Annotated in this window: 19 protein-coding genes, 1 tRNA gene and 1 pseudogene; 10 read left to right on the top strand and 11 right to left on the bottom strand. The window is 59.3% G+C overall.

Annotation, left to right across the window (positions count from 1 at the left end; all coding sequences use genetic code 11):
• Window positions 1–2: 2 nt before the first annotated feature.
• The 5 genes from ACOYXE_RS08860 (at window position 3) to ACOYXE_RS08880 (ending at window position 6122) form a co-directional block, all read left to right on the top strand.
• Complete coding sequence (locus tag ACOYXE_RS08860) at window positions 3–935, top strand: AraC family transcriptional regulator (protein ID WP_405123888.1); 933 nt, start codon at window positions 3–5, stop codon at window positions 933–935.
• A gap of 77 nt (window positions 936–1012) precedes the next feature.
• Window positions 1013–1468, top strand: coding sequence for a (2Fe-2S)-binding protein (locus ACOYXE_RS08865; RefSeq protein WP_007915396.1), 456 nt, complete (start codon window positions 1013–1015; stop codon window positions 1466–1468).
• Window positions 1468–3720, top strand: a complete 2253-nt coding sequence (locus ACOYXE_RS08870) for a xanthine dehydrogenase family protein molybdopterin-binding subunit (protein WP_460928760.1) — start codon at window positions 1468–1470, stop codon at window positions 3718–3720. The genes ACOYXE_RS08865 and ACOYXE_RS08870 overlap by 1 nt, the downstream gene beginning before the upstream one ends.
• Window positions 3721–3737: 17 nt before the next feature.
• Window positions 3738–5090: a c-type cytochrome gene (locus ACOYXE_RS08875; protein ID WP_160057660.1), complete on the top strand. Its 1353-nt coding sequence runs from the start codon at window positions 3738–3740 to the stop codon at window positions 5088–5090.
• A 12-nt stretch (window positions 5091–5102) separates the two neighbouring features.
• Window positions 5103–6122, top strand: coding sequence for an XdhC family protein (locus ACOYXE_RS08880; RefSeq protein WP_460928762.1), 1020 nt, complete (start codon window positions 5103–5105; stop codon window positions 6120–6122).
• A gap of 50 nt (window positions 6123–6172) precedes the next feature.
• On the opposite strand, the gene ACOYXE_RS08885 is transcribed toward ACOYXE_RS08880, so the two are convergent.
• Complete coding sequence (locus ACOYXE_RS08885; RefSeq protein ID WP_160057658.1) at window positions 6173–6394, bottom strand: hypothetical protein; 222 nt, start codon at window positions 6392–6394, stop codon at window positions 6173–6175.
• 192 nt (window positions 6395–6586) lie between these two features.
• On the opposite strand from ACOYXE_RS08885, the gene ACOYXE_RS08890 reads away from it, so the two are divergent.
• Window positions 6587–6796, top strand: coding sequence for a hypothetical protein (locus tag ACOYXE_RS08890; RefSeq protein WP_160057657.1), 210 nt, complete (start codon window positions 6587–6589; stop codon window positions 6794–6796).
• A 51-nt stretch (window positions 6797–6847) separates the two neighbouring features.
• Here ACOYXE_RS08890 and ACOYXE_RS08895 read toward each other — a convergent pair whose 3' ends face one another.
• Together ACOYXE_RS08895 and ACOYXE_RS08900 are read right to left on the bottom strand one after the other, a co-directional pair.
• Window positions 6848–7261, bottom strand: coding sequence for a cupin domain-containing protein (locus tag ACOYXE_RS08895; protein WP_460928765.1), 414 nt, complete (start codon window positions 7259–7261; stop codon window positions 6848–6850).
• Between the two features lie 122 nt (window positions 7262–7383).
• Window positions 7384–8292, bottom strand: coding sequence for a transcriptional regulator GcvA (locus ACOYXE_RS08900; protein WP_174244507.1), 909 nt, complete (start codon window positions 8290–8292; stop codon window positions 7384–7386).
• Window positions 8293–8402: 110 nt separating this feature from the next.
• Here ACOYXE_RS08900 and gstA point away from each other — a divergent pair, with 110 nt between their 5' ends.
• From gstA to ACOYXE_RS08915, 3 genes are all read left to right on the top strand, one after another.
• Window positions 8403–9014, top strand: a complete 612-nt coding sequence (gene gstA, locus ACOYXE_RS08905) for a glutathione transferase GstA (protein ID WP_460928767.1) — start codon at window positions 8403–8405, stop codon at window positions 9012–9014.
• A gap of 99 nt (window positions 9015–9113) precedes the next feature.
• Window positions 9114–9494, top strand: coding sequence for a RidA family protein (locus ACOYXE_RS08910; protein WP_007919637.1), 381 nt, complete (start codon window positions 9114–9116; stop codon window positions 9492–9494).
• A 203-nt stretch (window positions 9495–9697) separates the two neighbouring features.
• On the top strand, window positions 9698–11686 hold the full coding sequence (locus ACOYXE_RS08915) for a peptidase U32 family protein (RefSeq protein ID WP_160057653.1): 1989 nt from the start codon (window positions 9698–9700) through the stop codon (window positions 11684–11686).
• Window positions 11687–11799: 113 nt separating this feature from the next.
• Here ACOYXE_RS08915 and ACOYXE_RS08920 read toward each other — a convergent pair.
• Window positions 11800–11874, bottom strand: a tRNA-Gln gene (locus ACOYXE_RS08920).
• A gap of 318 nt (window positions 11875–12192) precedes the next feature.
• Here ACOYXE_RS08920 and ACOYXE_RS08925 point away from each other — a divergent pair.
• Window positions 12193–13221: an alpha/beta fold hydrolase gene (locus ACOYXE_RS08925; protein ID WP_460928770.1), complete on the top strand. Its 1029-nt coding sequence runs from the start codon at window positions 12193–12195 to the stop codon at window positions 13219–13221.
• A gap of 204 nt (window positions 13222–13425) precedes the next feature.
• On the opposite strand, the gene ACOYXE_RS08930 is transcribed toward ACOYXE_RS08925, so the two are convergent.
• From ACOYXE_RS08930 to ACOYXE_RS08960, 7 genes and pseudogenes are all read right to left on the bottom strand, one after another.
• A complete protein-coding gene (locus tag ACOYXE_RS08930; RefSeq protein WP_038368693.1) occupies window positions 13426–13782 on the bottom strand; it encodes a DUF6124 family protein in 357 nt (118 codons plus the stop codon).
• Window positions 13783–13900: 118 nt separating this feature from the next.
• The gene (locus tag ACOYXE_RS08935) at window positions 13901–14266 is read right to left on the bottom strand and encodes a DUF6124 family protein (RefSeq protein ID WP_034155865.1); all 366 of its coding nucleotides are present in this window, start codon (window positions 14264–14266) and stop codon (window positions 13901–13903) included.
• Between the two features lie 669 nt (window positions 14267–14935).
• Window positions 14936–15274: a DUF6572 domain-containing protein gene (locus tag ACOYXE_RS08940; RefSeq protein WP_405123895.1), complete on the bottom strand. Its 339-nt coding sequence runs from the start codon at window positions 15272–15274 to the stop codon at window positions 14936–14938.
• Between the two features lie 89 nt (window positions 15275–15363).
• A complete protein-coding gene (locus ACOYXE_RS08945) occupies window positions 15364–15717 on the bottom strand; it encodes a DUF6572 domain-containing protein (protein WP_405123896.1) in 354 nt (117 codons plus the stop codon).
• 10 nt (window positions 15718–15727) lie between these two features.
• Window positions 15728–16932 (bottom strand): annotated as a pseudogene (locus ACOYXE_RS08950) (S-type pyocin domain-containing protein).
• 298 nt (window positions 16933–17230) lie between these two features.
• Window positions 17231–18256 (bottom strand): GlxA family transcriptional regulator, encoded by a 1026-nt coding sequence (locus tag ACOYXE_RS08955; RefSeq protein ID WP_460928774.1) that lies wholly within the window; start codon window positions 18254–18256, stop codon window positions 17231–17233.
• Window positions 18257–18365: 109 nt separating this feature from the next.
• A complete protein-coding gene (locus ACOYXE_RS08960) occupies window positions 18366–19469 on the bottom strand; it encodes a radical SAM/SPASM domain-containing protein (RefSeq protein ID WP_460928776.1) in 1104 nt (367 codons plus the stop codon).
• Between the last annotated feature and the right edge of the window lie 92 nt (window positions 19470–19561).

Consider the following 19561-nt stretch of genomic DNA (forward strand, 5'->3'; position numbering starts at 1 on the left):
CCATGATCGATACCCCACTGCGTCAGGAATCACCGTTGGCGCTGAACATTGACCCGCGCGTGAGCGCACCGGGTGACTTCGCCACGGCCATCCCCGGCTTGTCGCTGTTTCGTCGCGACCAACCGGCGCCCCCGGCCGTGTGCATGATCGAACCGAGCCTGATTCTCGTCGGTCGCGGCGAAAAGCGCTTGTGGGTGGGTGGCGAGGGTTACAGCTATGACCCTTCGCGGTTTCTGGTGACCTCACTGGATCTACCCGCCAACTCCGAAGTGATGCTTGCCAGTCCCGAACAGCCCTGTGTCGGCCTCGTGCTGAAACTGGATGTGAGCATGCTCGCCGAAGTCATCACCAAGAGCGGCTTGCCGGCCAAGCGGCAGCCAGCAACGGGCACGGGCGCCGCGATTGGCAGCCTGTCGTCTGCGCTGGAGGGCGCGCTCGATCGGCTGCTGGCATTGCTCGATGAGCCCGAGGCCATCCCGGTGCTGGCGCCGCTGGTTCTGCGCGAAATCCACTATCGGTTGCTCCACACCGATCAAGGCACACGCCTGCGGCAGATCACTGCCGTCGATGGCCAGGGTTATCGCATTGCCAAGGCCATTGACTGGCTCAAGGTCAACTACACCGATGCCCTGCGCATCGACGATCTGGCCGCGCGGGTGCAGATGAGCGCGCCGACCTTTCACCATCATTTCCGCCAGCTCACTGGCATGAGTCCGCTGCAGTACCAGAAATGGCTGCGGCTCAACGAAGCGCGGCGGCTGATGCTGGTCGAGCGCCTCGACGTTTCGCGGGCGGCGTTTGCGGTCGGCTATGAAAGCCCTTCGCAGTTCAGCCGCGAATATGGCCGCCTGTTCGGCACCGCGCCGAGTCGAGACATTGCCCTGTTGCGCGGGCAGCCGTTCGATACAGAAGCGCTCGGCACAGTAGCGAATTGAACGAAAAACGCTGATGCGCCTCGCCGCGCGTCACCGAACATAACAATGCAAGTCAACCGATGATCAGCGGGTGAACCATGGAACTACGAATCAACCAGAAGACCTATCAGGTCGATGCCGACGCCGATACGCCCTTGCTGTGGGTGATCCGCGATGATCTGGGCATGACCGGGACCAAATACGGCTGCGGATTGGCGCAGTGCGGCGCCTGTTCGGTGCTGGTGGATGGCAACGTCGTGCGCTCGTGCGTCACGCCGGTGGCCGGTGTGGTCGGCCGCGAGGTCACCACCATTGAGGCCATCGAAAGCGATGACGTGGGCAAACGGGTGGTCGCGACCTGGGTCGATCTGCAGGTCGCGCAGTGCGGCTATTGCCAGTCCGGGCAAGTGATGGCCGCCACCGCGCTGCTCAAACAAAACCCTAAACCGAGTGATGCGCAGATCGAAGCGGCGATGGTCAATCTGTGCCGCTGCGGCACTTACAACGCCATCCATGCCGCCGTGCATGAGCTGGCCGGCAAGGGAGACGCGTGATGAACGTTCGAATCGACCCTGCACTGCAAGCCTCGGCACTGGATCTGCACGAACCGATCAATGTTTCGCGCCGACATTTTCTCACCGGTACCGCCGTCGGCGCACTGGTCCTCGGCTTCGGCCTGCCGCTGGGGGCGACACGCGTACAAGCTGCCGTTGCAGCGGCGACGGCCGAGCGCGGCACGCAGGTGCCGGCGTTTCTCGAGATCCGTCCGGACAACCGCGTGCGTCTGCTCTGCCCGTTCATGGAAGGCGGGCAAGGCACGTTCACCGCTATGGCGCAAATCGTCGGCGAAGAACTGGATGCCGATCCGTCGACCTTCCTGGTCGAAGCCGCACCGCCCGGCGAAGCCTATGTGGTGCTGGAAAACGGCATGCGCATCACCGGCGGCAGCATGTCGGTGCGCATGAGTTACCCGGTCATGCGCCGCCTCGGCGCCCTCGCCCGCGCCATGTTATTGCAGGCCGGCGCGCAGCAACTTGGCGTGCCGGTGAGCGAGTTGGGCACCGAGCCTGGCAAAGTCGTGCACGCCAAGTCGGGCCGCTCGCTGGCCTACGGTGAACTGGCTGAGCGGGCGATGGATCTGCCGGTTCCCGATCCTGCTTCGGTGCAACTGCGTGATCCGAGCCAGTTCCGCTGGATCGGCAAACCGGTGAAGCGCCTCGATGCTTACGACAAGTCCACCGGCAAGGCGCTGTACAGCATCGATCTGAAAGTCGACGACATGCTCCATGCTGCCGTGCAACATGCCCCGCGCTTGGGCATGACGGTCGGCAACCTGCGCAACGAAGAGCAGGTCAAGGCAATGAAAGGCGTGCATTCCGTGCATCGTCTACCGGGTGCCGTGGCGGTGGTCGCCGAGCGCTGGTGGCATGCCAAACGTGCCGTCGAGGCGATCCAGGTCGACTGGCAAGAGCCAACGGCCGAGAGCAAAGTGCGGCCGATGCCCGCCGACTTTTCCAGCGATGCCTGGTTCAAGCGCCTCGCTGAAGATAAAGGCCCGGCCAAAGATGATGAAAACCAAGGCGACGTGGCTTCGATCCTCAAGGATTCCAAGACCCGCATCGACGCCACTTACCACAACCAATACCTGAACCACGGTCAACTGGAACCGCCTTCGGCGCTGGCCCGATTCAACCCGGACGGTTCGCTGGAAGTCTGGTTGCCGAATCAGGCGCCGGACATGTTCCGTGCCGACATCGCCAAACGCACGGGCCTCGATCTTTCGCGCATCACCTTGCATTCGCCGCTGCTGGGCGGGTTCTTTGGCCGGCATTTCCTCTACGATTCGGCTAGTCCCTACCCTCAGGCGATTGCGCTGTCCAAGGCCGTTGGCCGTCCGGTCAAACTGATCTGGAGTCGCGAGGAAGAGTTCCTGCGTGACGTGCTCCGTCCCGTGGCTGCGGTGAACTTCCGCGCCGCGCTGGACAACGACGGCTGGCCGCTGGCAATCGAAGCGATCAGTGCCACCGAAGGCCCGACCGAAGCCCTCGCCGGCAAGCAAGGAGAAAAACTCGACCCCACGGCGCTTGAAGGGTTGTCGGGCAAAACCTATGCGATCCCCAACAAACGCATCGCGCAGATCTACGTCAAAGGCCCGGCGATGCTCGGTTACTGGCGTTCGGTGGGCAATTCGCTCAACGACTTCTTTTATGAATCGTTCCTCGATGAACTGGCCGACAAGGGCGGCAAGGACCCGTTCGACCTGCGCCTGCATCTGCTGCGTGACAACAAACGCCTGACCACTTTGCTGCAAGCGGTGGGTGAACTGTCGGGTGGCTGGAAGCGCGGGCCGTTTACCGCCGAAGACGGCAGCAAACGTGCGCGCGGCGTGGCCATGGCTTCGCCGTTCGGAACGGAGACAGCGGTGATCGCCGAGGTGTCCATCGAGAACGGCCAGGTCAAGGTGCACGACATCTGGCAGGCGATTGACCCGGGCAGCATCGTCAACCCGGCGATTGTCGAGGCGCAGGTCAATGGCGCTGTAGCGCTGGGGTTGTCGCAAACGCTGGTGGAAGAAGCCGTGTGGATTGATGGCAAACCCCGGGCGCGCAACTACGACTTGTATCCGATTCTGCCGCCTGCGCGGATGGCGCGGGTCCACGTGCGGGTGGTCGAGAGTGGAGAAAAAATGGGCGGCATCGGTGAACCGCCGTTGCCCGCGGTCGCGCCCGCCGTCGCTAACGCGGTGGCAAGGCTAACCGGTCAGCGGGTGCGCAGCCTGCCCATGAGCCGACACACCTTCACTTGATCAGCGCCGGAGCGTCCATGAATAACAGCCGATTCGCAAGAACCGCTGGCTGGCTGGCAGTGCCGTGCCTGGTCGCGGCAGGCCTGCTGGCCTGGTATGTCACCCGCGAGCCTGTCTCGCGCCTGGAAAACCATCAGATCGCCGTGGCCGACATTGACCCGGCGCTGGTCGCCCGTGGCGAATACGTCGCCAGGCTCAGCGATTGCGTGGCCTGTCACAGCGTGCCAGGGGGCGCGCCATTCGCTGGCGGCCTGGAAATGGCCACGCCGCTGGGCTCGATCCATGCGACCAATATCACCCCGGACACGGAAACCGGCATTGGCCACTACAGCCTGGCGGACTTCGACCGAGCGGTGCGCCACGGCGTGGCACCCGACAGTCGCCGTTTGTACCCGGCGATGCCCTACCCGTCCTACGCCAAGCTCAGTGACGATGATGTGCGTGCGTTGTATGCGTTCTTCATGAAAGGCGTGGCGCCGGTCAAACAGGCGAACATCCCGAGTGCGATTCCGTTCCCGCTGAACCTGCGCTGGCCGATTGCACTGTGGAACGGTGTGTTTGTCGACGCCGAACCGTATGCGGCCAAACCGTCGCAGGATGAACAGTGGAACCGTGGTGCTTACCTTGTTCAGGGTGCCGGGCACTGCGGCAGTTGCCATACGCCGCGTGGCTTGGCGTTCAACGAGAAGGCACTGGATGAATCCGGTAAACCGTACCTCGCTGGCGCCCTGCTGGATGGCTGGTACGCGCCGAGCCTGCGTGATGACCACAACACTGGTCTGGGCCGCTGGAGCGAGCCGGAGATCGTGCAGTTCCTCAAGACCGGTCGCAACCAACACGCGGTGGTCTACGGCTCGATGACCGAAGCGTTCAACAACTCCACGCAGTTCATGAGCGATGACGATCTGAGCGCGATTGCGCACTATCTGAAGTCACTTCCCGGGGATCGCGAACGCGATGGCGCACCTTGGCAGTATCAAGCGGTGTCGGCAGCGCAACGTCTGGATTCGCCCGGTGCGCATACCTACGTGGCGCGCTGCGCTTCGTGCCATGGCCTGGACGGCAAGGGGCAACCTGAATGGATGCCGCCGCTGGCCGGCGCCACCTCGGCACTGGCCAAGGAAAGCGCCTCGGCGATCAACATCACCCTGAATGGTTCGCAGCGTGTCGTAGCCGCCGGTGTACCGGACGCCTATCGCATGCCGGCCTTCCGTGAGCAGTTGTCGGATCAGCAGATCGCCGAAGTGCTGACCTTCATGCGCAGCACCTGGGGCAATCAGGCCAGTGCTGTCGATGCGCAGACGGTGAGCAAACTGCGTGAACATACTGATCCGGCCAGCAGCAGCCCGATCATTCTGCAGATGCGCTAAGAGGAGACACTGATGGAAAGCATCGACTTGCTGGTCCTGCGCACGGCGCGGGACTGGCTCGCCGCTGGCGAACGTGTGTTACTCGCCACAGTGGCACGCACCTGGGGTTCGTCACCACGGCCGACGGGGTCGATGATGGCTTTGCGTGACGATGGTCGCGTGGTGGGCAGCGTGTCCGGCGGCTGCATCGAGGACGATCTGATCCATCGCTACACCACGGCCCATGGCGGCAGCGCTTTTAGTGACAGCGTACCGCAAGTCGTTCGATATGGCGTCAGCGCCGATGAAGCGCATCGCTTCGGCTTGCCGTGCGGTGGCACGCTGGAACTGATCCTTGAGTTCAACCCGGGGTGGCAGTCACTCGATGAACTGCTGGTGCAGCTGGATACCGGGCAACTGGTTCGCCGTCGCTTGGTGTTGGAGTCCGGCCAGGTCACGCTCGAACCGACCGCGACGCCGGAACAATTCAGCTTCGATGGCGCGCAGATGCTCAACACCTTGGGACCGGGCTATCGGATGCTGATGATCGGGGCCGGCGCGCTGGCCGAGTATCTGGCGACCATGGCCTTGTTCAACGGTTTCAAAGTGGCGGTGTGCGATCCGCGTCCCGAGTACATCGAGACGTGGGCAGTAGACGGCGTGGAGCGCATCGTCGGTATGCCGGATGACGTGGTCCGCGACTTCGCGGTCGATCTGCGCACCTGCATCGTTGCCTTGAGTCATGACCCGAAACTCGACGATCTGGCTCTGCTCGAAGCGCTGCACAGCCCGGCGTTCTACATCGGCGCCATCGGCTCGCGGCGCAACAGCCAGCTGCGCCGCGAACGCCTGATCGAGCATTTTGGCGAGACCGAGGCGTCACTTCAGCGTCTGCACGGACCGATCGGCGTCTACATCGGCAGCAAGACGCCTGCAGAAATCGCCGTCAGCGTGATGGCCGAGATTCTTGCAGCCAAGAACGGTGCGAACTTGCCGAGTGAACTCAGCATCGCCCAGGCTAAACATGCCATCGACGCGGTGGCGATTGATTGAGCGAACGCTCCGACTCGAGTCGAGCCTTGAATCAATCAGTGATCCGCCACTCACGACAGTCCATCGAACCAGCCCAGCACGCGCATGACCTTGGTGTAGGTTTTTTGATTGGCGAGGAGTGTCAACAGCACCAAAGCGCCGCCCAACACCGTGAAAAGCACGCCGCCGGTGCCATCGATGAACAGCAGAAACACGCCCAAGGTCGCGAATGCCGCCCCTAGCGCGCCCATCACCTGTCGGCTCTGCTTCTGCTCGGGATACTTGCCAAACATCGTCCTGATCTCATTCAGTCGTTGGTATCGATCACTCTAGAACAGGTGCACACGGCCCCTGATCGTTTTTGCGTCACGGAGGCGCACATCCGTCGCAGTAAAGCGTTTGCAGATGTGCTGCAATAGGCGTCGAAAAAGTCGCATGACGGGTTAACTGGCCTGATCCGTTAACCGTCACCAAAGGAGCCCTGAATGCCGAAAAAACCGCCGGTCAATAAAGAGGCCGCCACCGCAGCAGACATCGAACGCTCTATTCAGGCCTTGAACAAAATGGCCGAGCGTCTGTGGGGGGATGGGCGTGAAGCCGAGGCCAAAGCGCTGCTCGATGCGCTTGATGCCTTGAACCGCGCACTCGACAGAATCCGTATCGGAGAGAGCCGCCGCGTTGTCACCCTGCATTGAATTGCGTATTGATCATCAGCCCTGCCAGCGTGGCAGGGCCCGATCTGCGCCTTAGGGTTTGAGTATCAGCACCGGCTCACCCTTCTTGACGATGTACGTCGCCAGCTCTGAGCCTTTGTCTTTTCCGACATTGCGGGCGATATGCGCTACGCCCTCAGGGATGAACAGCGAATCCCCGGCCTTCAATGTGACCGGCGCCCTGCCCTCCAGTTGATATTCGAACGTGCCGCTGATCACATAGGCGACTTCCACACCCGGATGGGCGTGTCGGGGCGAGGTCACGCCCGGCTCGAAATCAACCCGTGCCTGAATCACTTCGCGCTCGGCCGCGCCGAGATCCTCGCGGACCAGATCGGTGCGGCTCAGCCCATGCTGCCAGCTCTTGGGTTGAGCGTCAGCCGCGTGTGCGAAGCCGATCATCGAAGCGAAGATTGCTGCGGTAGCCAGAAACAGTGGACGGTGCATGGCGGTGCCTCTCAAAGGTCATGTTGGGGTGACCTCTACTGTGGGCGCGGCATGTAGAAGGGATGTGTCGCAAATCCTCGTTTTGTTGTTCAGGTGTGTCCTTGCACGGGATTGATACACGCTTATACAAATGCCTCGCTGGAGGAGCATTGCGCCAACAGCCATGTCCTGAACGCCACGATCTTGCGGGTATCGGCGGTTTCATGGGGCGTCACCAGGTAGAACCCCAAGTCGTCCTTCAATCGCAGATTAAACGGGGCGACCAGCCGGCCCGCACGCAGATCATCGTCGACATACGTCGAACGCCCGATGCACACCCCCTGCCCGTCCACCGCCGCTTGCACGGCCATCATTGCCAGATCGAAGGTCAGGCGCGGACGCTCGGCGAATTGCGCAGGCTCACCGGCGGCGCTCAGCCAGTTGTTCCAGTCGCCGGCGGTCATGCCGCTGACTTGCAGCAACGCGTGCTCAAGCAAATCGGCCGGTGTGCTCAGGCTTTTCGACGCGCCGAGCAACGCCGGACTGCACACCGGAAAAATCTCATCGGACATCAGGAAATCGGCGCGCAGCCCTTTCCAGTCGCCACGCCCGTAACGAATCGCGGCATCGATGCCGCCCCGGCGAAAATCCATCAATTCAGTGGACGCGCTAATGCGCACATCGATCGCAGGAAACACCTGCTGAAATGCCGGCAATCGCGGCAACAACCATTTGGAGGCGACCGACACCAAAGTATTGATGGTCAACACACTGTGATAGTGCGACTCCAGTAACGCCTGCGTCGAAAAGCGTAACTCGTGGAAGGCCGCACGAATGCCGGGTAAGTAAGTCTGGCCGTGCTCAGTCAGCGTCAGCCCATCCTTCAGCCGCAGAAACAGACTCACGCCCAATTCTTCTTCCAGACGACGGATCTGATGGCTGATGGCGGTTTGCGTGACGTTCAGTTCTTCGGCAGCCTTGGTGAAACTCATGTGCCGAGCGGCACACTCAAACGCTTTCAAGCCATTGAGCGAAGGGAGTCTGGCGACCATGACGAGTTCGGTACTCATGAGATTTTGTCATACGCTAACACTGCAAATGACCTTTGCGAAGGCCTGCCCCGCCGATGGATGCTGACACTTCCTCATTCACTGGAAGTGCCATGAAACTGTATTTTGCCCCCATGACCTGCTCGCTGGCGCCACACATTGTGTTGCGCGAAACGGGCCTGCCTTTCGAGCTGATTCGCGTCAACAACCAGAGCAAGCGCACGGCCGATGGACAAGACTTTCGCGACATCAACCCCAAGGGCTACGTCGCTGCGCTGGTTCTGAATAACGGCGAAGTGCTGACAGAGGGTCCGGCGATCTTGCAGTTCCTCGCCGATCTAGTCCCCGAAAGCGCGCTGGCGCCGAAACCCGGCAGTTGGCAGCGGACACGCCTACAGGAAGACCTGAATTTCATCAGCACGGAGATTCACGGCGGCTGCGCACCGCTGTTTGATGCACAGATCCCACAGGCTACCAAAGCGATTTTTACGCAAAAACTGTTCAAACGCCTCGACCACCTGGACCGCAAACTGGCGGATCAGGACTATTTACTGGGCACGTTCGGTGTCGCCGATGCCTACCTGTTCAGCGTGCTGACGTGGCTGCCCAGCTTCAGTATCGACCTGCAGGACTGGCCAGCGCTGGCCGCTCACTCCCGCCGTATCGCCGCCCGCCCCAGCGTCCTTGCGGCCATGGCGGCTGAAGCGGCGACGCAGCCTGTTTGATCGCCCTCTACGCTTTCACTGCGGTGGCGGCTGATCATTTGTCCGTTGGCCGTGAATCTGTAAACTGGCGCGATTTACTCGCTCAAACAAGGGATCCGCATGGCTAACCAAGACATCACTTTTACCCCCGATCCGGACGCAGACTCGATTTCCTCGGACGTCACCACGTTCAACGGGATCATGATGTCCACGCAGATCCCGACCCGCGCCGATGGCAGCCTGGAACTGGGCGATATCACCCTGCAAAGCGAATGCACCCTGCAAGCGCTGAAAGTTGCGCTGGAACGCGCCGGCAGCTCGATGGACCGGGTGATGCACTTGACCATTTACCTGACAGACATGGCGGATCGCGCCGCGTTCAACGAGGTTTACAAGCGCTACTTCGCCAAGCCATGGCCGGTACGTGCGGCGGTAGGTGTGGCGTCGCTGGCGGTTGAAGGCATGCGTGTGGAAGTGACTGCGATGGCCGCCAAGGCCTGACCCACCACCCCAGCCCCTGTAGGAGCTGTCGAGTGAAACGAGGCTGCGATCTTTTGATCTGAGCTTCAAGATCAAAGATCGCAGCGTGCCGCAGTTCCTACAGGTCTGGAGTGCAAGTTCACCATCGGGCAGCACGGGCGTGCCGGGCGCGCGTTTCACGGGTAGAATGCGCGCCTAACCGTGACAGCCTGACTAAAAAAACTATGTCCTTGCCCAAGCATCATCTGGAATTGCTCAGCCCTGCCCGCGATGTCGCTATCGCCCGTGAGGCGATCCTGCACGGCGCTGATGCCGTGTACATCGGCGGCCCGAGCTTCGGCGCGCGCCACAACGCCTGCAACGAAGTTGGTGAAATCGCCGAACTGGTGGAATTTGCCCGCAAGTATCACGCGCGCATTTTCACCACCATCAACACCATCCTGCACGACAACGAACTGGAACCGGCGCGCAAGCTGATCCATCAGTTGTACGACGCTGGTGTCGACGCGCTGATCGTTCAGGATCTGGGCGTGATGGAGCTGGACATTCCGCCGATCGAGCTGCATGCCTCGACCCAGACTGACATCCGTACGCTAGAGCGAGCGAAGTTCCTCGATCAGGCCGGTTTCTCGCAGCTTGTTCTGGCCCGTGAGCTGAACCTGCAGGAAATCCGCGCGATCGCCGATGAAACCGACGCCGCCATCGAGTTCTTCATCCATGGCGCGTTGTGCGTGGCCTTCTCCGGCCAGTGCAACATTTCCCACGCGCAAACCGGGCGCAGCGCCAACCGTGGCGATTGCTCGCAGGCCTGCCGCTTGCCGTACACCCTCAAAGATGAAAAGGGTGGCGTGATCGCCTACGAAAAACACCTGCTGTCGATGAAAGACAACAACCAGAGCGCCAACATCCGCGCCTTGGTTGAAGCCGGTGTGCGTTCGTTCAAAATCGAAGGTCGCTACAAGGACATGGGCTATGTGAAGAACATCACCGCCTACTACCGTCAGCGCCTCGACGACGTACTCGAAGATCGCCCGGACCTGGCCCGCGCCTCCAGCGGCCGCACCGCGCACTTCTTCCTGCCCGATCCGGAAAAGACCTTCCACCGTGGCAGCACCGACTACTTCGTCACCGATCGCAAGATCGACATCGGCGCTTTCGACTCGCCGACCTTCACCGGCCTGCCAGTCGGCACCGTCGAGAAAGTCGGCAAACGCGACATGCAGGTCATCACCCACGAGCCGCTGTCCAACGGCGACGGCTTGAACGTGTTGGTCAAGCGCGAAGTGGTCGGTTTCCGCGCCAACATCGCCGAAGCCAAAGGCGAGTTCGAAGAAGACGGCGAGAAGCGCTACCGCTATCGCGTCGAGCCGAACGAAATGCCCGAAGGCCTGTACAAGCTGCGCCCGAACCACCCGTTGAATCGCAACCTCGACCACAACTGGCAACAGGCGCTGCAAAAGACCTCGTCCGAGCGTCGCGTGGCCCTGAGCTGGGTCGCACGCCTGCGTGAAGAGCAACTGGAAGTCACCGCCACCAGCGAAGAAGGCATCAGCGCCAGCGTTACCCTCAACGGCCCGTTCGGTGTGGCCAACAAGCCTGAGCAAGCGCTGGAACAGTTGCGCGACCTGCTCGGCCAACTCGGCACCACGCAGTACCACGCCACCGACATCAAACTGGATGCGCCACAGGCGTTCTTCATCCCTAACTCGCAGCTCAAAGCCCTGCGCCGTGAAGTGATCGAGAACCTGACCACCGCCCGTGTCGCTGCGCACCCGCGTGGAGGCCGTAAGGCTGAAACCAGTCCGCCGCCGGTGTACCCGGATTCGCACCTGACCTTCCTCGCCAACGTCTACAACCAGAAGGCGCGCGACTTCTACCACCGTCACGGCGTGAAGCTGATCGACGCCGCGTATGAAGCCCACGAAGAGCCGGGCGAAGTGCCGGTGATGATCACCAAGCACTGCCTGCGTTTCTCCTTCAACCTGTGCCCGAAACAGGCCAAAGGCGTGACCGGCGTGCGCACCAAGGTTGCACCAATGCAGTTGATCCACGGCGATGAAGTGCTGACGCTGAAGTTCGATTGCAAGCCGTGCGAAATGCACATCATCGGCAAGATGAAGGGCCACATCCTCAACCTGCCGCAACCGGGCAGCGTGGTCGGCCACATCAGCCCCGAAGACCTGATGAAAACCATTCCGCGCGCACCGCACTGAGTGGACGGCGTGCGCGGTGCTTCGGCGCCGCGCACGCCTGCTGTACCAAGCCTGGCCAAATCGCAGGCATAAAAAAACGCCAACTTCTTGCGAAGTTGGCGTTTTTTCGAATATGGCAGGGGCGGCTGGATTCGAACCAACGCATGGCAGGATCAAAACCTGCTGCCTTACCGCTTGGCGACGCCCCTACTGCTCTTTCCAGCTACTCCGTTAGTTTCGCTGTGAGAACGGGGCGCAATTTACCAAGGTTTTTTGGCTTTGGGAAGCGCTAAGTGAAATATTTTTTGTTTTAAAACAGCGACTTATTATTTTGGCCTGAATCAGGTCCAGGGTGAGTCGGTTTCGCGCCGTGTATCACACTGTGTACGAACCCCACCGCGACACATCGACTTTCAACTAAGCCGTTCTTCGACACAGGCCAGATACGTCCCAACGCTCAAATGCACTCAAGGTTTCAAGGGCTCACCAAGACCCCTCGGCCAACGGTTCGCAAAGGAGACGTCATCATGAAAAAGGCACTGCACACCCGCAACACCGCATTCGGCTTGTCGATCCTGGCGCTGTCGCTGTTCGGCGCTTTTGGCACCACACAAGCGCAAACCACTGAACCTGCGGCCGTCAGCTATTCCGCGCCCTCGCCTTTCGGCCCGCTCAAGCATGTGAAGGCCGGCGTGCTCGACGTCGCCTACGCCGAAACCGGCCCTGCGAATGGCCCAGTGGTGATCCTGCTGCACGGCTGGCCCTACGACATTCACAGCTACGACGAAGTCGCGCCGTTCCTCGCGGCCAAGGGTTATCGGGTGTTGATGCCGTATGCGCGCGGTTATGGCGATACGCAGTTCCTTTCCAAAGACACCCTGCGCAATGGCCAACCGGCGGCGCTGGCCAGTGACGTCATCGACTTCATGGACGCGCTGAAGATCAAGCAAGCGGTGCTCGGTGGTTATGACTGGGGCGCGCGTTCGGCGGACATCGTCTCGGCGCTGTGGCCGGAACGGGTGAAGGCGCTGGTGTCGGTGAGCGGTTATTTGATCGGCAATCAGGCCGCCGGGCAAAACCCGCTGCCGCCCAAGGCTGAGTTGCAGTGGTGGTACCAGTTCTACTTTGCGACTGACCGTGGCCGTGCCGGTTACGCGAAGAACACCCATGATTTCGCCAAACTGATCTGGCAGACCGCGTCGCCGCAGTGGAAGTTTGATGACGCCACGTTCGACCGCAGCGCCAAGGCGCTGGAGAACCCCGATCACGTCGACATCACCGTGTTCAACTACCGCTGGCGTCTAGGGTTGGTCCAAGGCGAAGAGAAGTACGCAGCGCTGGAACAGAAGCTCGCCACCGCACCGTCGATCAGCGTGCCGACCATCACCCTTGAAGGCGATGCCAACGGTGCGCCGCACCCGGCGCCGGAGGATTACGCCAAGCGCTTTACCGGCAAATATCAGTTCCGTTTGATCAATGGCGGGATTGGCCACAACTTGCCGCAGGAAGATCCGCAGGCGTTTGCCAAGGCTGTGATCGACGCCGATCACCTGTAGAAACAAAAAAGCAGTCAGCCGCTCAGGCTGACTGCTTGATTATTTGAGGGTGGAGGGATGGTCACGTTTTGCAGATGCTTTGCCTGAACGGACGCCATCGCGAGCAGGCGAACGCCTACAGGGGGAACGCATTTCAAATGTAGGAGTGAGCCTGCTCGCGATCACGCCCGACCAGACACCCTCAACCCCGACTAACGTGCGCGATCACTCGGTTGGCACGACCAGATCCAACGCCTTGTTCACTGCCAACTCCCCCAACATGACCACTTGCGCAATGCCCAGAAGCGTATGGCGGTTTGATCCCTCCAGCACGCCGGCAAAATTGCCCAGCATGACCGACGCGGACGCCAACGACCCGCAAGCATTGGTCAGCAACGACTCGGTGTCTGCTTGCGGGTTGGCCATGAACAGAGCGTTTGGCGTATAGGGTTCGGCCATGATCGCGGCAGGCAACAGGTAATGGTCGAGTGCACGCTCTGCCGCTTCGTGCAGCTTTCTTGAATTGGGCGAGGCGTACGGCGATACCAGATCTGTGACCGGTGGTTCGGGTGGCTGAGACATCAGCTGAAACTCCAGACAAGAACCGTTGGCGGCTCTTTAATAGAAGGCCTGAAGCGCCCCGATTGCGGACGCTTCTGTGCAATGAGGGAGCGAGCCCCCTCACCCATCTGCATCGTGACTAGTGCGGCAATCGCTGGTTATCCAGGACTCGTCCGACTACCAACTCACTGAGCATGATCACCTGTTGCAGGATCAGCATCTTTTTGCGCTGTGAAGGATCAATCGAATCGGCGAGTTCACGGGCCATGTCAGTGGCGGAGGACAATGTTTCAGTGGCTTCGACGAGCAGGGTTTCGTTATCTACTGTGGGGTCGATGAGGTAGATCTTGCCGGTCTTGCGGGTGGGTACTGAGGTCTTCAGCGCCGAGGGATTGAGGTAGAAGTTGATCGCGCGGTCGGTGGCCTCTTTGATGTTTTGAGGCTCGAGTGCGGCGTCGTAGGGGATTGGATCGGTTTCTGGCGGGTTTGGCGTAATTTTGAACATAGATGAATTGCTACCTTGAAGGAATGAGGAGCCGACACTCTCGCTACCAAACGAAGGGTGGCGGCCATACGTGGGTTGGTAGACCGGTCAAGACAGCGAACCCGGCGCTCACGAATGAGCCCCACGCATGGTCACCATATAAAGCTGAGCCCAAATAAATGGCTGAATAAGGTGACGCAATACGGCTATCAAGAAACGGGCTACCAAACCCGATCACTGTTTTGCAGTGACAGGGAAACGATACAGCCCGCCTCAAGGCGCGTAAGCCGGCGGATTCTGGCGTACGCGTAGGCAACGGCGCAAGGTGTTGTAGCCGTTATGGCGTAACAGTGCGTGTAAGTTAAACTTGCGTGGGTGATGGCGTTTAAAAGCCCCTCACCCTAGCCCTCTCCCCGAGGGAGAGGGGACTGACCGTGGTGTTTGGAAGAGGTACGCCGACGTGGGATACCGAGGTGATCTCAGGTTGGGAAACGGCTGTTGCTATTTGACCAGTCGTTTTTCTTTGGAAGGTCTGTAGCCGAATATGAGCTGTAGCATTTGCTGAAATGGCTTGGCTGGCCCGATTTCCGGTACCGCAGCAGTTTTCAGTGCTCGGGTTCTATCAGAGAGGACTCACAGCGCTCATATGACAAGCCCATGCCTGAGTTGCCGGTTCCTAAAATATGTTTCTTAATTCGCTTTGAGCACGAACTCGAATCCGATACCCACGCCCTTCAGTGTCTCGGCAACGCGATCAATGAACAACTCGCCTTGCTCGGGTAACTCGTACTTGCCTTGAATACGAATGACAGGTGATTTTCCGAGTGCACCGGGTATCTCAGTGTAGATTTCACCGCTTTCGATGAAAGCGATGTAGTTGTTGATTTTCTCTTGAAGCACCAACAGGTGCTCGCCTTGTTCGGCCTTGCAACCCCATTCCAGGTGGTCAGTGATACCCAAGATGATCTTGTTGTAGTCCCATTTGGGGATACCCCATATGTCGATGGTTTTGGCGTCTGTTACGGACATAGCGGATCCTTGGCTCCTTGATAGCAGGGTTGTTCAATCCTTCTCGGGAAACAGAGCTTGAGCTCTGTTGCCGCTATCCGAACTCACAATTAGTGGCGAACTGCAAAGTCGTCCTTGAGTACAAACTCCATTCCAATGCCCACGCCTTTGAGTACCTCGGTCACTCGGTCGATAAAGGTTTCACCTTGCTCGGGCAGTTCATAGAGGCCGTTGATGCGAATCTTTGGATTCTTGCCTTCGGCTGGCGGATAGCTTTCCAGCAGTTCGCCGCTCTCGATGAAGGCGATGTAGGTGTTGATTTTCTCTTGAAGCAACAACAGGTGCTCCCCCTGTTGGGCTTTGTCGCCCCATTCCAGGTGATCGGTGATGACGAGCACGACGTTATCTGGCTCCCACTCGGGTACTGCGATGATGTCGACGACTTTGGTTTCGGTGATGGACATGTCTGCTCCCTCAGAGGGTCGGGTCAGGTCGAATGATGTCGACTCTGGTGGGTGGAATTCTGGTGCCTCCGGTGAAGCCGGGTTTACCTTTGCCGACGACGGTTGCACCGGTCTTTTCTATTTCTGGAAAGCCGAGTTTCTGGTTGCGGGTCAGCGGCGCTGTTTCTGACGATTTGCATTCGACGCATGAGAGGTTGCCATCGGCGTCGCGGCCCATCATATCAATGCGTGTGCGTACACCGCTGTCGGTTTTGACTGTGACCTCTCGGGCGGCTTCAGGTTTGGTCTTGCTGAATTCGTCAAAGGACGCTTCTTCAAACGCTTTGCCCTTTTGTTTGTTCTTCTCTAGTTGTGTGCTGAGCACGATGTAGATGGGTTCAAGGCCAGCGTCATCCGGGAACCAGATGATCGCATCCTGAAACTCGGGAGGATGTGCTGGATTAGCCAAAAGCGTGTCCGACTTTTCTGTCGGCGGATATACCCATACGGGAGGTAATTGCGGCACGCCTTCAAGTGCTGGAATACCCAGCACACCATCTGGGTTTGCTGCTGGCGTCCAGGTAAGGCCAATGCCATTACCTACGTCGGCCACGTATTTCTCGCCGTCCTTTTCCTTTTCCGCTTTGATGACAGGGACATTTTCCCAGTCCTTTTTGCCGCCCGTGTAAAAGCCGTAAGCACTGACGGAACCGTCCGGCAAAGTCTTTACGTTGACGCGGACGCGCGTGCGGCCCGTTTCGAGCGTGGCGTACTGGTCGGTTTTGTAGAAGGCACTGTCGGGTGCAAGGTTGGTATTAGGCATTAATAGCGCAACGGTGCCGACGGCGGCACCTGTTGCCAATGCACCAGCACTTTCGAGCAAGCCCAGCGCGAGGGACCCACCCAGTCTCTGAGCGATGGCACTGCCGGTTGTGGAGCCGCTGACCAGTTGAAGCGCTGTGCCGTGGGCGGTAATTGCTGCATCTGTGGCAAGAACAGCCCACAAACCGTAATCCGCCAGTTTCTCTACAGGGACGAATCCAGCTTGGTTTGTGTGGTTGATTTCGCCGTCGGGAAGGTTACAGCTTTTGGCAAAGACGCAGCCCAAGGGTTCTGGTTTAACGATCGGTGCCGCTGGAAGATCTTTGTATTGCGCCCAGTGCTGAGCGTTGACGTCGACGGGTTCGACGCCGGTGTTGCGATAACCCTTGGAAGGGTTGGGGCGTAGCCACTCAATCCTTGATTCCTTGTCCTGATCCTTTGAACGAGGCGCAGGGTGACAGGTGGTGTTTGGGGTGGCAATCAGTGGCACTTTGACGCCACTTTCAATGGCTCGGCATGACTTATCTGCAAACTGGAGGGACTCCCGCCTGCAACAACTGGGGCATATGGCGCGGTTCGGTGATGGAGATCGTCTTTTAAAAGCCCCTCACCCTAGCCCTCTCCCAGAGGGAGAGGGAACTGACCGAGGGGTTTGGGGGGAGGTTCGCCGACGTGGGATATCGAGGTGAATTCAGGTGGGTGACGGCTTGGGTTATTTGACCAGGCGTTTTTCTTTGGAAGGTCTGTAGCCGAAATATGAGCTGTAGCATTTGCTGAAATGACTTGGGGAAACGAAGCCGCACGCGACCAGCACTTCCACTTGTGACAGCTCCGTGTGTTGCAACAACCGCCGTGCTTCAGTGATGCGCAGTTCCAGGTAATAGCGTTGCGGCGTGGTGCCGAGTTGCTCTTTGAACAAGCGCTCCAACTGCCGACGTGAGCGTCCGGCATACACCGCCAGTTGCTCCAGCTCCAGCGGCTCTTCCAGATTTGCATCCATCAGTTTCACCACTTCACGCAGCGGCGCACTGACGCAGATGTTTTCATCCGGTTTGATCCGCCGGTAACGCGACTCCTCGAACGCCAGAATGTCTTCGATGCCCTCGACCAAGGCTTTGCCGTGAAGGCTTTTGATCCAGTCCAGCGCCATGTGGAAAGCCCCGGACGGACTCGATGCCGTGAGGCGGTCGCGATCAATTACGTAGGGTTCACTGCTGACGTGGGTGGTTTTGGCGATTTCGGTGAGTGCCGGGCGGTGCTCCGGGTGGATTGCGCAGCGATAGCCATCGAGCAACCCGGCGCGGCCGAGAAACCACGAGCCATTCCATAACCCGGCGAGCGAGATGCCGCGCTCCGCTGCTGATCTGAGCAAGCCGATAAACTCATCACTCGCGCGCAGCTCGGTGCGATACCCGCCACACACCACCAGCAGATCCAGTTGCTGAAGCGCGGCCGAATCCAGCCGTGCATCGGGGCGGATCACCAGGCCCAGGTCACTGATGACTTCGCCGTCGCCCAAGCCAAACGTGCGCGAGGAAAACAGTCCCGGGCGCAGCAAATTAGTGGTGACAACCGTGTCCAGCGCCTGGGTAAACGCCGGCAGTGAAAAATGTTCGAGCAGCAGAAAACCGGTGCGGGTCATGCGCGGGTCTTCCGCGCTTTGCTCATTCAGATAGCGGAGGTTTTTCCCCTTCATGCCTCCGCTGAATTGGCGTCGTTCGATCAAGTTATGGTCCATCGGTCATGTTGTTATGCGCCGATAGTTGGCTTGATCCGCCAAAGAGTCAATCACGCTGGTGAATGGCGAACAGTTTCACTGGGTGGTTGTCCGCCAATCCATCTCTGACTCAAACGGCCGAGAAAACCCCGGCACCTAGTCGTCCCTCAAGCCGACCACAGAGCACGTAGTGCTGATAGGCGCTGGAGAAGCCTCCCTGGGCGACCGCGATCCTGACATCGTCATTCAATCGAAGGTATTGGGCTTCATCAAAGTTTTCTGCGCTGACTTCGCCGGCACGCCCCAGTTGCTCGCTTTCCACCGGCAGACCCTGGCTGGCACGCTGCTCGAAATCGATGATGCGATTCACCGCGTGCCGCTCCAGCACTCCCTGATTGGGATGCATCGAGTAGATATGCAGGCCTTTATTGGCGCAGCGGTCGCACATGTCGACACAGTTTTTCTGCGTCGATTTGCGTCGTGTCAGTTCTGCAAGCGGCATGTCGAGATACTTGCCGACCTGATACTCGGTCTGATTGAAGATCGTGCAGCACAGCACCGTGTTGCCATTGCAGTCGATGACCAGCCAGTCATCCTTGAGCGTGCACGCCATCTTGGGAAAGTTCTGGATGACGTTGACGAGATCGTCGTACGGCGGCAGTGCGAGGCGTTTCAGGGTGTCGATGTCCGTAGCCGTGACAGACGGGTCACGCTCGACAATGGCCAGTGTCTTCTCCAGCGGCATCATCACGGAGTACCCGGTGGTGAACATGAAGCCAAGACGCTCACTGAACTCGCGCATCAGTGATTCTTCTTCGATGTTATCCAGGTAGCGGTGATAGTAAACATCAACGCGGGTCCTCAGACCCAGGCGCTGCTTGATCTCCTGCAGGGCGATCATGTTTTGTTTTACAACTTCGATATCGCCGCCGACATGGCCCTTTTCGTAGGTCTCCTGGTAAAAACCGGAGAGCGAAATACGGAAGTAACTCGGCTCGGCCATCAAGGCCTTTTCCATATTCTTGGCGAGGTTCAGGTTGGTGCTGATGCCGCTGCCCATGCCGGCAGCATTGATGACCTCGATAAACTCGCCAATTTTTGGATGAATCAGCGGCTCGGTCCAGTTATAGAGGTAGATCGTGTTGACGCCCTCTGTCTTGGCCTTATCGACAATCTGCTTGAACATCTCGAGCTGCATGGCTTTTTTGAAATTGAGATTTTCCGAGTTGCCCATTGGGCAGGACGGGCAGCTCAGATTGCACGCACCGACGATATCGATGTACATATTCATGCGGGTGAAGCTCCTAGAATTGAAAGCCATGCATC

The organism is Pseudomonas sp. MC6 (assembly GCF_054790575.1).